Source organism: Quatrionicoccus australiensis, assembly GCF_020510425.1.
GTDB lineage: Bacteria > Pseudomonadota > Gammaproteobacteria > Burkholderiales > Rhodocyclaceae > Azonexus > Azonexus australiensis_A.
This window is the reverse complement of record NZ_JAHBAH010000002.1, coordinates 1-11,570: the sequence shown is the minus strand read 5'-3', so window position 1 is coordinate 11,570 and position 11,570 is coordinate 1. Positions and strand designations below refer to the sequence as shown.

The window sequence follows — 11,570 nt, the reverse complement described above, 5'->3', positions numbered from 1 at the left end:
GACTGGGTCGAGGGGCGGAGGAAAACGCTCGAACTAGCATTAGCATATTAAGTCGTAGCCAGATGAAGCGCCCATACCCGCTTGACCTGACTGATGCTGCACCCGGCAAGCTCAGCGGTGCGTGCGATGGTCTGGCCGGCGCGACGCAGGGCCAAGATGCGCTGATGGGTGGCGGCGTTGGCCTTCCGCCCTGAGTATTTGCCGGCAGTTTTGGCGAGCTGCACGCCTTGGCGCTGCCGCTCGCGCCGCGTCTCATAATCATCACGAGCCATCTGGAGCGCGAGTTTCAGTAGGAGTTCCTGCACCGATTCCAGCACGATCTTCGCTACGCCGTCGGCTTCCGCCGCCAGGTCAGACAGATCGACCAGACCAGGCACGGCTAGTCGCGCGCCTTTTGCGCGGATCGAGGCCACCAGCTGCTCGGCTTCGGCGAGCGGCAACCGGCTGATGCGGTCGATTTTTTCGGCGACAACCACCTCCCCGGGTTGCAGGTCAGCGATCATCCGCAGCAACTCGGGCCGGTCGGGGCGGGCGCCAGACGCCTTCTCGCGGTAGATGCCAGCGACGTAGTAGCCGGCCGCCCTAGTGCTGTGCTCGATGTTGGTCTGGCGGGTGAGATCCTGTTCGTCGGTGCTGACGCGGAGATAGATGCGGGCAATTTGCATATTGATTAGCCAAGATGGGTATACAGAAGTTGGCTAACTATAGAGGGCCTGGCCAATAATGACAAACACCGATGTTATTTGGCCGACCATGAATTGACTATTTAAATTGGCCGTTCGCAGGGAATATTGAGATCGATTGACCGTAGGTATATACTGACGTATATATTATCCACTTGGACGGGAGTCGACGATGATTGAGACGCGCGTTGCAAAGCTATTCAAGAACGGAGCCAGCCAGGCGGTTCGTCTTCCTGCGGAATTTCGCTTTGAAGGTGAAGAGGTTTTTGTCACCCGCGATGACGCAACCGGCGATGTTGTGCTCTCGAACCGGCCCGGCGCCAAGACTTGGGGCGTATTTTTCGAGTTGCTGCACACCGTCGATGTACCCACCGAGTTCATGGCAGAACGCCCGATGAATGTCGTGCCGCAAGCGCGTGGTGTCTTCGATGATGAGGTGGACGCTTAACCATGCTGCACATGCTGGATACCGACACGGCGAGCTACCTCATTAAGGGAAAGTCACCCGCGATCGAGAGTCGCTTGGCAGCCATCGTACCGTCAATGGTTTGCATCTCGGTGATGACGCGGGCCGAATTGCTATACGGACTGAAACGCTTGCCGGCCGATCATCGTCTGCATCTGGCGGTGCGCCAGTTTCTGAAGATTGTTCGCGTCTTGCCATGGGATGCCGAGGCGGCGGATTGGTACGCTGACATCCGCCACCAGTTGGTCAGCTCGGGGCAACCAATCGGCGAATTGGATATGATGATCGCCGCCCACTCATTGTCTGCCGGCGCCGTCTTGGTTACCAACAACAGTCGCCACTACGAGCGGATCGCCGCGCCGATCATGTTGGAAAACTGGGTATAGCCAGAAGCCCGCAATGGCTTTGTGTTGGTTGCCACCTTTGCTGACAGACAGCACCCGGCCATGACCTGCCGGTCGCGGTTACATCTCAATTTCTTCAGGTAGGGCGCCTGATGATCGAGGTGAGTGTCTGGTATTCGGCGATCAAATTGACACCCTCACTGCCCCGAGCCGGCCAACTGCGGTCATACGGCTTTTCCTGATAGCCGCCTGAACGACCGCTGTACTCGGAGACCTGCCGGACGGCCTACGCGAACTAATCGGCCAGTGCGGACCTTGGACGCCCGGCTAAACTCGGTCGGCAATCCATCGGTTACCTATCGCTCAGATCAGCAGCAAATTGCACTCACTTGAAGCTTCTTTGGGTGACACCGATACCGTTGCAACATTTCGAGATGCAGACAACGATCCGTGGGTCACACTCCGCGCACCAAATTCATTACCTGCCCCAAGTCCAGTGATTGCGCCTTCTGTTCGATCTGCGGTAGATATTGTTGCTGCAACTCCTTGGCCGGGGTCAGCAGGCTCTGGAATGTATCCTGCAACAACGCGGTACTCATAGTCCGGCCACCGGCGTAATAACGCTTCGCCACCTGACCGAGCGCATAGGTCGTGGCGAACGAGAACGCCATGCCGGTGGCAGCGCGACCGATCTTCCCGAAGGTCTTTCCTGCCGCCTTGCCCAGCAAGCCGCCCAGCAGCTTTCGGCCGAACTGCTCTAGATACTGCGAGGTCAGCCCGACTCCAGCGGCGGCGATGAACTCCTTGATGTGCCCTTGATCCAGTTCGACCCCGTGAGCCTTACCTATGCCATACACCATGCGGATTTGGAGCGGAATAATCGCCATCGATGCCCAGGACGGGGGTAACAGTTCGAGTGCTCCGTTAAGCAGGGCGCTGTTGAGGATTGTCTTGTCCAGTTCAGCATCCAGGGGGCCGACTTGTTCCAACGGCTTCACAGGCAAGTCGGCGGCGGAAACAATCGGATCTATCGCCTGTTCGATTGCACTGGATTGGCCAGCGTCGAGATTCAGGGAACGCTTGAGTTCGTCAAGGAAGGCGCGTTCGGCCGGACTCATGCGCCCGTCAGCCTCGCAGACGCAAACTGCCATTTCGTAGGCGAACTGGCGCTGCCCGATATCGGAAAGTGTGCCTGCCGCCGTGTCCAGCGGCAGGCGTTTGAGCAGGACGTCTTGATACAGGCGGGCCATATCTAGGCCAGGGGTGCCTTCGGATAGTGATTCCGCAATGCGTTTTACCTCTTCGCGTTCACGATCGTCCTTTACGCCATCGGCAAAGGCTGCGTGCAGGCATAGGGCGAGAATGGCACGTTGTTCGTTGAGTGTCATGTGATTATCCTGGGGAAGTTCAGAAGCGGAGGCGGTCGCCAGCGAGGGCAGGCTTACCTGACCCGATCAAGTGCCTGATCATCCATTGAACATGGATCATCTATCGGCTCCAGATGGGAAGTGATATGGCAGTTGGGGATCGCTGTCCTCAGGTCACGCTCAATTCGCTCAATCCAGTCATGGGCCTCCTGAACTGACCATTTTCCTGGCACTAGCGCATGGAAACTGATGAACGACCGTCGTCCAGCCTGTCGTGTCCGCAAGGCGTGATAGGCGATGCCCTGTTCGATGTAGCGATCGAAGACTTCGGTAATGAGGCGCTTTTGCTCTGGCGGCAAAGCAGCGTCCATAAGCCCGGAAGCTGAGCGATGCATCAACTGCCATCCCGTCCAGACAATGTTCGCGGCAACAAGCAAGGCAATCGTCGGATCCAGCCAGTTCCAGCCTGACATCGCCACAAGCCCCACCCCGAGGATGACACCGACGGAGGTCCAGACATCGGTCATCAGATGGTGGGCATCGGCTTCCAATGTGATGGACTGGTGCTCGCGGCCGGCCTTCAATAACAAGCGTGCCACGAGCAGGTTTACGACAGAGGCCACCACTGAAACAAACAATCCAATACCGACAGCGTCGAGTGACTGGGGATTTAAGAATCGCCCGATTGCCGTATAGCCTATGCTGACGGCTGCCAGGACAATCAGGAAACCCTCGAAGGCACTGGAGAAATACTCGGCCTTACCGTGTCCGTACGGGTGATCCTCGTCGGCAGGTTGTTCCGCCAGCCAGAGCATCCACAGCGCCATGATTGCGCCCGCGAGATTGACAAAGGACTCGATGGCATCCGAAAGCAGGCCGACCGAGCCCGTGAGTTTCCATGCCACCCCCTTGAGCAGGATGGTCGCAATTGCAGCGCCAATGGAAATCCACGCATAGCGTTGCAGACTGGGTACGCCAGAGTCAGTCATCATCATTTTTTCTGCCGTGCTTTCTTTTTCCCTCACGCTCCCTTCCTGGCATTCGGATATCGTGTTCGTCGGCATTCTTGTGGCACTCTACGCAGTTATCGAAGTCGCGGATGCCCTCCTTGATGTGCTTGCGGCGAATGTTGTCTTGGGTATGTTCATGGCAACCGTAGCAGGTATATCGGCTGTAGTCGTTGCGGACATGGCAGGTCGCGCACTTAACGTTGTGGTCGCGATCCAGTTCGAAATACTTCGTGTGATCGAAGGTGGCAGGCGTCCATTTGTCCAGGCTATGGCATTGACTGCAATTGCCTGTGATCTGCTGGTGGAGACTGTCCTTGGGTGACTTGTGGCAACCCTGGCATTCGTCGCGGGTCGCCTTCTCCAGCAAGCGGTGGTTGAACTGCCCGGTCGGCCGGAAACGTTTCACCCCGGCATGATCGCTATGGCAGGCGATACAGTCCGAACTGATGAGTTTCTGATGGAACGGTGTCGAAGTCAGGGGTTTCTGGACGGGCAACCCTGCAGAGGTGAGTTTCCCTATCTCATCGGGCTTGTGACAGATGACGCAGCGTTCTGATTCGGCACCGGTGAAGGCGGCGTGACAGGCAAAGCAGTCCGACTCCAGTTTTGCATGGCCGGGAATCAACTTGCCGGGACCCACCATCAGGTGTGGATAGGCGAAAGCCAGAATGGACAACACAATCAGGTTGGTGGCCAGGATCCACTTCAGTGTGCGGCTCATACCCAGCCCCAGAACAGGAAGATGCTGATGATGTGACCCAGTGCCAGAACGGCGAAGACGATGAAGATCGGGATGTGGACCTTGCGCCACTTGGTCATGGCATCCAGGGTGACCGCATCCCAGAACACTGCCCGCTCGATGTCCTCTTTTGACAACCCCCGCAGTTGGTAGTGGTCACGCTTTCCCAGGACATGCTCACGCGAACGGCCGAGAAGTAATTTGCCCACCATGCCGCTGATGACATTCACACCCATCGCCACCGTGGCCAGCCAGGGCAGGATGGCGTTGAAATGAATGCCGGCATGCAGCAAGACCATCAGAGAACCCAGCCAGGTACCGACTTCGTGCATGCTGAGCCAGGATTTCATGTTGCCCGACGTGATCATCTTGCGCTTGCGCAACGAATAGATCAGGGAACCGATGATGAGCAATGTGCCCGGAATGCCCAGGTAGCGCCCGATCCAGACCAGATTGAAGCGATGCAGCAGATAGTCGCCCACCAAGGTCGCCACACCGAGCAGGCCAACCAGCAAAGTAAAGGGAAGGATATGATTGCGCCAGAGGTTGTTGGTCATCTAGGCCTCCAGAGTCACGCTGGTCTTCGGGGTGCAACTGCAGAGCAGGCAGCTACCTGGTTCGGGATCAAAGTCTGGCGCATGGCCGTAAGCCACTTCGCCTGTTTTGATCGTGGTTTGGCAACATCCGCAACTTCCGGCCCGGCAACTGGACTCGACCTTTACCCCATTGGCCTCGGCAAAATCCAGCAAACTCCCCATGCCCAGCTGCCAAGGAATCTGTTTGTCCGACTTGGCAAAGGTGACGACGATATCGCTTTGTATTGCCGCCACAGGTAAAACGGCTGTCAGGTTTGCCGAACGCTTGATCGATGCCGGGCCAAAGGCTTCGTAGTGGATGCGACTCTCCGGCACGCCCCAGCCTTCCAGGCCCAGGACGAGACTTTCCATCATCGGCGTGGGACCGCAGATGTAGAAGTGGTAGGGTTTGAGGGGGAGCTCCGTCCTGAATAGCGCGACATCCACGCGCCCATGGTGGTGGTAGTTACGCCCAAGTTGATCATCCGGCAAGGGATCACTGAAGCATAGCCGCAGATGGAAGTTCGGGTAAGTCGCGGCAAGCGCTTCGAGATGGGACCGCTTGATGGGTTCGCTGCTGTTACGCAAGCCGTAATAGAGCCAGACTTCCCGGCCAGGTTGCTCGGCCACACACCAGTTGAGCATGGACAGCACGGGGGTAATCCCGATGCCGCCACCGATCAAGACGACTGGTGCATCACCGCGGTCGATATGGAAGTGGCCGCCAGGCGCGCGGACTTGCAGTTGGTCACCCACCTGAACGTGGTCATGAAAGTAGTTCGACGAGCGGCCCGGGGGGTAAGCACCACCGGCAGGTGCGGGTACGCGCTTGATGGAGACGCGGTAATACCCCGCGCGGGGTGCTTCGGACAAGGAGTAGCAGCGAGTGATCTGCTCTGTCTTGCCATCGGGCGCGGGTATGTCGAGACGGAATGTCAGGAACTGGCCGGGTTTGAATGATGGAAGCGGTTGCTTGTCTTCCGGTACCAGGTAAAACGAGCAGATGGATTGGGCACCGTCTTCAATTTCCTTGCGATCGACCCGGAAACCCCTGAAACCACTCCACGCCGCGACAGATGCCGGCTCGGATGCCGAAGGCATAGGTTCTTTACCGGGAACGGCCATTCCCCCATCAGCCCCCATGCCCGTGCGCAGCGCCTGATACTCGCCCCAATGCCGCCAGAAGCTGATACCGAGCCACAAAGCGATTTGCAGCGTGATACCCAATACGATCCAGAGCAGCAGGGAGGCAGAGGTCATTTCAGGTGGCGTCATTATTCTGGCAGTCTTTCACGTTCAGCTTAAGGAACCCTTAATCAACGTCCGCTTCAATCATCTTCGTGCTCGCGCCCCTTGGAGCGACGATCACGTCGATCGTCCTTGGGCAAGGGCTTGTCACCCCACGCCGCTCGATACGCCTCGGCAGAAGTGAAACGGCATTTCTTGTTTGCTCCAACTTTGCTCAGCAACAAGGTATTCGGTTTGGCTGGAATGCCAATATGCGCCTGAATCTGTTCCCTGATTTGATCGCAGGATTCCGCTTGGTCCTCAGGGGTGGCGGCATGTACGGTCGTCATGGACAAGGCAAGCAGGATGATCGAGATGGTTTTCATGATTTCATTTCCTTTGGTTAGATCGGCAAGGGTTTCACCGCATTTCAAAAGCTTCTTGGTGGAATCTGAACCGGCCTCGCCCGATACGCCCGAGTTCATGCTTGAGCTTTTCTGCCAAGCCTTGTGGCCCGCAGAACCAGATTTCGGACCGGCGTGAGCCGGTCTGCGCAGCAGCCACATCGGCAGCGCTCAATGTTTCGCCCTGTTGGGCGCCATGAATGTGCAGACGTACGCCAGGCAACGCGACGCAGCTTGCCTCGAGGCGAGCGACAAAGGGATCATTGGTTCGATCACGGGTGCAGTAATGGAAATCCGCAGAAACCTGGTTCGGCGTCTGCTGTAATGAATCTAGCCAGGCCAGGAAAGGCGTCACTCCGATCCCGCCGGCAATCCAGATTTGTTGGGCGCTCGAATCCTGCCGGGCCACGTCGAAGCGACCATAAGGCCCCTCAACCTTGACGGCATGACCGACCTCCAGTCGCTTACCCAAGGTGCGGGTGTAATCACCGAGCGCCTTGATCTGAAAACTGATGCTTCGATCACCCCGATCAGCACTGGCGATCGTGAATGGGTGAGCCCCCTCCTTTTCGTCGAAGGTAATGAATGCGAACTGACCAGGGCGATGACCTCGCCAGTTATTGTCGAGTTGGCACTTGACGGTAAGCACATCCGGGGAAGGTTGCTCGATGGCCGTCACTGTCCCGCTGGCGCGGCGTGCTCTCCCGATGCGACCCACCAGCGAGTACAGCGCGCCATAAATTCCGGCAGCGCCAAGCAACGCGATGAGAATGCCGACTGGTTGAGTCCAGTAATCTGTCGGAGCGAGCATAGCTGCATGCAGCGCCAGCATCAGATAAAGCACAGGCATTGCCTGATGCACTACCCGCCAGGTTTTATAGGGAAACCGCTTCCATAAGGTGATGACCAGCATCGCCAGCACAAGATAAAACGCCCACTCCCCCATGTCCTTCGCTAGGTCGCGCATCACTTCCAGGAAGCCGGTGAATTGCTCCTTTGGTATGCGGCCTTCGCGTCCGACCATCGCTTTCAGAATGTCTCCGACGATTTCCTCTACCAGCCAATGCACTACGGCGAAGCTCACCGCGAAAATGCCGGCCCATTTATGGGTCCGATAGACTCGATCCATACCGCCCAGCGGGGTTTCGAGCCAAGCGGGACGTGTGGACAAAAACATCGCCAGCGACATCAAAGCGATCGATAGCAGGCCACTCAGATAGAGCGCTTCCTGCCGGATTACCCATGGCAGAGTGCCGCCATTGCTTCCACCTGTGGCAAGCACATCCATTCCCCAGGCGACGGTAACGATGGCGAGAAGCAAGCCGAGCAAGATTTTCATGTCAGAACTCCTGATGGATCATTTTCCAGCGGCGGGTTGAGGGTTTCCCGGTTGGGGCAAGTCATCACGGCAGCGTCGTTCGTTGCAGTCAGCCGAATTGCGCTGATTGTTTTTTGCATAGCCACCGTCGTATTTGTCACGCTTGATGTCACGCTGCCGCTGATCGATGACCTCGCCCGTTTGGGCATGCACATACAGCTTGATCCGCCGGCCCGCCTGGTCGGTGGCCTTGACCTCATAGCTGCCGCTTTCACGTTCGATCTTCTCGATATTTCGATAGCCGGCGGATTCCAATCTGGCGTGCACTTCGGGAATCGATAGCCATCTCGCTTTGTCGGTATTGGCAGAGCGAACATCCTGGGCATGACTCGAAATGGAGAAGAAAACAGTGGCAAACAATGCCGTGATGGTTAATGGTCGCATGGTGAAATCCTCCTGCTCAGGAAAGTGTCTGAAATGGTCATTCTTCGTAATAGCCTTGCTCTGCTGCGGTATGGCAGGCGACACAGTTCGCTTTGGTGCGCACCTCCTTGTGACACCACTCCCAATCAGGCACTTTGCGATGTTCGCTCACCCATTTGGGCAGTTCAGTGATGCGCTGTGGGGCGGCACCTGGCGTAACGCCTTTGAGCAATTTGCTGCTGTAGCGCTGGCCACCTGCATCACCGGCATTGGCAACGAGATAGCTCGTAATCTTCTCGGCGGTGGCCGGATCGAGGCTGGCGTTGTCGCCGAAATGCTTGTCCAGTTCGCCCATCATGCGTTGCCAGGATCGCGCCGGGAGCATCGAGGGGGCAAAGGCCAGGTGGCAACTACCGCATTCCTCCTTGACGATCGGATCGGCCACCGGGGCAAAGAAATGGCTGTCACCGGCCTGGGCACGGGCTAATACAAGGGCAGAAAAAGCCAAGGTCACGAGGCCGATGGCAAGCGGACGATAGGGAATGCGCACGGGAGTCTCCTTTGAATGGGATTACTGACCGATCACGAAGGTGAGCCAGTCACCTTTCTCTTGCGGGGTACATTCGCGCCCCAATACTTCGGTGCAATTGCGCTTGAACCACTTTTCGACCTTGGCCGGATCGGTATAACGCGTTGGCGTCACGGACACGGCGACCGGTTCGATGGTCTTGCCGGTCAGGGCCCGTCCGGCACTCCGGGTGTCCTTGCCGTGACAGGTGGTGCAGGAAGGTGTGTCAGGCTTTCCGCCGGAAGAACTCTGCGTATGCAAGGCCTGGCCGCGTGCCGCTGAAAAGCTTGTTACCTTGGCGGCTGCCGCATACTGGGCCAGCAGGTCTTCGCGAGGACTGGCAATGGTGGAGGTACTGAGTATCATGGCAACAATTCCTGAGGTGACGACCAACATATTCTTCATGCGTTTCTCCTGGCGGTTATCGGACTGTGGATCGCACTTTGCGCCACCCCGTCTGAATGAATGCTGAATCGCTTGTTCATCCTACGTTCAGGTTCAAAGGGCTAAAAGATCCGGCTGGAAGACTGCGGAGTTGAAGATGTTGTCGAGAATCACCACCCAATGGCGTCGTACCCTGGCTAGTCTTGTTATGCTGATGACGCTGGCGTTGCCGGGGTCGGGAGTCAGCTTCGCAGCGGACAAGCCCGACCATGACCGTGCCCGTCAAGCCGTTGAGGCTGGAGATGTTCTGCCTTTACGCACGATTCTTGATCGACTCGAACACGAGTATCCCGGCCAGGTCATGGAGGTTGAACTTGACCGCGAAAAAGGTGAGTGGGTTTATGAAATCAAGTTATTGCGCAAGGGAGGCATCTTGATGAAGTTGAAGGTCCTGGCTCGAGACGGCACCATCCTCGGCATCAAGGAAAAGCATGACAAGCCGCATCGCCAAGGGGAATCTCGCTGATGCGCATTCTGGTTGTCGAAGACGAACCGACTCTGGCAGCACAACTTGCTGAAGGCATCAAGTCGGTCGGCTATGTCGTGGATGTCGCACACAACGGGGTTGATGGTCACTTTATGGGGGAGACTCAACCTTACGACGCTATCGTTCTCGACATCGGTCTGCCGCAGATGGATGGCATCACGGTTCTGAAGAAATGGCGTGCGTCAGGGCGCACCTTGCCGGTACTGATCCTGACGGCACGCGACACCTGGCGAGAGAAAGTGGCTGGCATCGATGCCGGTGCGGATGACTATCTGACCAAGCCCTTTCATATGGAAGAACTGCTGGCCAGACTTCGTGCCTTGATCCGCCGTGCCGGCGGCCATGCCAGTACCGAGTTTGTTTGCGGTCCGCTAACGCTGGATACCCGCAGCAGCCGTGCCAGCGTGGATGGAACTGCCCTGACGCTGACGAGCCATGAATACCGGGTTCTCGCTTACCTGATGCACCATCCAGGTGAAATCGTCTCCCGTGCGGAGTTGACCGAACATATTTACGCGCAGGATTTCGATCGTGATTCGAATACGGTCGAGGTATTCATCGCGCGCTTGCGCAAGAAGTTACCGCCGGGCCTGATCGAAACCGTGCGGGGGCTGGGCTACCGACTCAACAAAGCGCAATGAAAATTGCATTCCTGCGTAACTCCCTACGCATACGCCTTTTGGCGGGGACACTTGTCTGGATCGTCATTTCGATTCTGGTTGCGGGCTGGGGGCTTGGCCAACTCTTTCATCAGCATGTCGAAGCCCAGTTCGATGTGGAGCTAAAGAATCATCTGGATCAGCTAACAGCCCAACTAATTCTCGATGAGCAGAACCAGGCCCAAGTTCGATTGCTTCCGAGCGACCCGCGCCTCAACAAACCCCTGTCCGGTCTGTATTGGCAGATCGATCGCATCACCGCTGCGGTTGAGCGACCCGTTAAGGCTGTGTTGCGTTCCCGCTCACTATGGGATGAGACGCTGGTTGTGCCGGCCGATGCTCCGGCGGACGGGGAAATTTATCAGCATCGGATTGAAGGCCCCCATGGCGTTGCTCTAAGAGTGGTGGAACGTACTGTCACCATTGACACACATTCCCTGATGTTGATGGTTGCGGCCAATGAAAGTCTGATGACAGCACCTATCGCAGACTTCAAAGGCCATCTTTGGTTGGCATTGGGCATACTGGGAATGGGATTGACGTTCGCTGCCTCAATGCAAGTATTTGTCGGGCTTGCCCCTCTGCGCAGCATGCAGGATGCCCTTGGGCGTGTCAGGCACGGAGATGCCCGAAATATGGAAGGCACCTTCCCAAGCGAGATTATGCCGCTGGTGAATGAGTTCAACACGGTGCTGGCGCAAAACGCCGAGGTGGTCGAGCGTGCTCGAACGCAAGCCGGCAACCTTGCCCATGCGCTTAAAACACCGCTGAGTGTCCTCAGCAATGCCGCCAATGCTCCCGAGAAGCGAGATGACGACTTGGCACGTCTGGTCACATCGCAAGTCGATACCGTGCG

Annotated in this window: 15 protein-coding genes and 1 pseudogene; 5 read left to right on the top strand and 11 right to left on the bottom strand. The window is 57.1% G+C overall.

Annotated features, from left to right (window positions below):
- Positions 1-47: 47 nt before the first annotated feature.
- Positions 48-665, bottom strand: a complete 618-nt coding sequence (locus KIG99_RS20015) for a recombinase family protein (protein WP_226461887.1) — start codon at positions 663-665, stop codon at positions 48-50.
- Positions 666-855: 190 nt separating this feature from the next.
- Here KIG99_RS20015 and KIG99_RS20010 point away from each other — a divergent pair, with 190 nt between their 5' ends.
- On the top strand, positions 856-1,131 hold the full coding sequence (locus KIG99_RS20010; protein ID WP_226461886.1) for an antitoxin: 276 nt from the start codon (positions 856-858) through the stop codon (positions 1,129-1,131).
- Positions 1,132-1,133: 2 nt separating this feature from the next.
- A complete protein-coding gene (locus KIG99_RS20005) occupies positions 1,134-1,535 on the top strand; it encodes a type II toxin-antitoxin system VapC family toxin (RefSeq protein ID WP_226461885.1) in 402 nt (133 codons plus the stop codon).
- Between the two features lie 413 nt (positions 1,536-1,948).
- On the opposite strand, the gene KIG99_RS20000 is transcribed toward KIG99_RS20005, so the two are convergent.
- From KIG99_RS20000 to KIG99_RS19955, 10 genes are all read right to left on the bottom strand, one after another.
- A complete protein-coding gene (locus KIG99_RS20000) occupies positions 1,949-2,881 on the bottom strand; it encodes a YcjF family protein (RefSeq protein ID WP_226461884.1) in 933 nt (310 codons plus the stop codon).
- Positions 2,882-2,934: 53 nt separating this feature from the next.
- Positions 2,935-3,885, bottom strand: a complete 951-nt coding sequence (locus KIG99_RS19995) for a cation diffusion facilitator family transporter (RefSeq protein WP_319002422.1) — start codon at positions 3,883-3,885, stop codon at positions 2,935-2,937.
- Positions 3,842-4,591: a cytochrome c3 family protein gene (locus KIG99_RS19990; protein WP_226461883.1), complete on the bottom strand. Its 750-nt coding sequence runs from the start codon at positions 4,589-4,591 to the stop codon at positions 3,842-3,844. The genes KIG99_RS19995 and KIG99_RS19990 overlap by 44 nt, the downstream gene beginning before the upstream one ends.
- Entirely contained in the window at positions 4,588-5,166 is a 579-nt protein-coding gene (locus KIG99_RS19985) for a hypothetical protein (RefSeq protein WP_226461882.1), read from the bottom strand. Before KIG99_RS19985 ends, KIG99_RS19990 begins: the two co-directional genes overlap by 4 nt.
- Positions 5,167-6,444, bottom strand: a complete 1,278-nt coding sequence (locus KIG99_RS19980; RefSeq protein WP_226461881.1) for a 2Fe-2S iron-sulfur cluster-binding protein — start codon at positions 6,442-6,444, stop codon at positions 5,167-5,169.
- Between the two features lie 68 nt (positions 6,445-6,512).
- Positions 6,513-6,797, bottom strand: coding sequence for a hypothetical protein (locus tag KIG99_RS19975; RefSeq protein ID WP_226461879.1), 285 nt, complete (start codon positions 6,795-6,797; stop codon positions 6,513-6,515).
- A gap of 34 nt (positions 6,798-6,831) precedes the next feature.
- Positions 6,832-8,154, bottom strand: a complete 1,323-nt coding sequence (locus tag KIG99_RS19970; RefSeq protein WP_226461878.1) for a ferredoxin reductase family protein — start codon at positions 8,152-8,154, stop codon at positions 6,832-6,834.
- A gap of 18 nt (positions 8,155-8,172) precedes the next feature.
- Positions 8,173-8,577, bottom strand: a complete 405-nt coding sequence (locus tag KIG99_RS19965) for a PepSY domain-containing protein (RefSeq protein ID WP_226461877.1) — start codon at positions 8,575-8,577, stop codon at positions 8,173-8,175.
- Positions 8,578-8,614: 37 nt separating this feature from the next.
- A complete protein-coding gene (locus KIG99_RS19960) occupies positions 8,615-9,106 on the bottom strand; it encodes a diheme cytochrome c (RefSeq protein ID WP_226461876.1) in 492 nt (163 codons plus the stop codon).
- Positions 9,107-9,127: 21 nt separating this feature from the next.
- Positions 9,128-9,529, bottom strand: a complete 402-nt coding sequence (locus KIG99_RS19955) for a DUF1924 domain-containing protein (protein ID WP_226461875.1) — start codon at positions 9,527-9,529, stop codon at positions 9,128-9,130.
- A 187-nt stretch (positions 9,530-9,716) separates the two neighbouring features.
- Between KIG99_RS19955 and KIG99_RS19950 the strand changes: the two genes are divergently transcribed.
- The 3 genes and pseudogenes from KIG99_RS19950 to KIG99_RS19940 form a co-directional block, all read left to right on the top strand.
- Positions 9,717-10,034 carry a PepSY domain-containing protein gene (locus tag KIG99_RS19950; RefSeq protein ID WP_226461874.1) on the top strand — a complete coding sequence of 106 codons (318 nt, stop codon included), beginning with the start codon at positions 9,717-9,719 and terminating at the stop codon, positions 10,032-10,034.
- Positions 10,034-10,696: a response regulator transcription factor gene (locus KIG99_RS19945; protein WP_226461873.1), complete on the top strand. Its 663-nt coding sequence runs from the start codon at positions 10,034-10,036 to the stop codon at positions 10,694-10,696. The genes KIG99_RS19950 and KIG99_RS19945 overlap by 1 nt, the downstream gene beginning before the upstream one ends.
- Positions 10,693-11,570, top strand: a pseudogene (locus KIG99_RS19940) (ATP-binding protein); the annotation flags it as partial. The gene KIG99_RS19945 and the pseudogene KIG99_RS19940, both read left to right, overlap by 4 nt.

Bases quoted from the DNA above. Each gene is read 5' to 3' on its own strand.
- KIG99_RS20015 (WP_226461887.1), bottom strand. From the start codon at position 665: ATGCAAATTGCCCGCATCTATCTCCGCGTCAGCACCGACGAACAGGAT.
- KIG99_RS20010 (WP_226461886.1), top strand. From the start codon at position 856: ATGATTGAGACGCGCGTTGCAAAGCTATTCAAGAACGGAGCCAGCCAG.
- KIG99_RS20005 (WP_226461885.1), top strand. From the start codon at position 1,134: ATGCTGCACATGCTGGATACCGACACGGCGAGCTACCTCATTAAGGGA.
- KIG99_RS20000 (WP_226461884.1), bottom strand. From the start codon at position 2,881: ATGACACTCAACGAACAACGTGCCATTCTCGCCCTATGCCTGCACGCA.
- KIG99_RS19990 (WP_226461883.1), bottom strand. From the start codon at position 4,591: ATGAGCCGCACACTGAAGTGGATCCTGGCCACCAACCTGATTGTGTTG.
- KIG99_RS19985 (WP_226461882.1), bottom strand. From the start codon at position 5,166: ATGACCAACAACCTCTGGCGCAATCATATCCTTCCCTTTACTTTGCTG.
- KIG99_RS19980 (WP_226461881.1), bottom strand. From the start codon at position 6,444: ATGACCTCTGCCTCCCTGCTGCTCTGGATCGTATTGGGTATCACGCTG.
- KIG99_RS19975 (WP_226461879.1), bottom strand. From the start codon at position 6,797: ATGAAAACCATCTCGATCATCCTGCTTGCCTTGTCCATGACGACCGTA.
- KIG99_RS19970 (WP_226461878.1), bottom strand. From the start codon at position 8,154: ATGAAAATCTTGCTCGGCTTGCTTCTCGCCATCGTTACCGTCGCCTGG.
- KIG99_RS19965 (WP_226461877.1), bottom strand. From the start codon at position 8,577: ATGCGACCATTAACCATCACGGCATTGTTTGCCACTGTTTTCTTCTCC.
- KIG99_RS19955 (WP_226461875.1), bottom strand. From the start codon at position 9,529: ATGAAGAATATGTTGGTCGTCACCTCAGGAATTGTTGCCATGATACTC.
- KIG99_RS19950 (WP_226461874.1), top strand. From the start codon at position 9,717: ATGCTGATGACGCTGGCGTTGCCGGGGTCGGGAGTCAGCTTCGCAGCG.
- KIG99_RS19945 (WP_226461873.1), top strand. From the start codon at position 10,034: ATGCGCATTCTGGTTGTCGAAGACGAACCGACTCTGGCAGCACAACTT.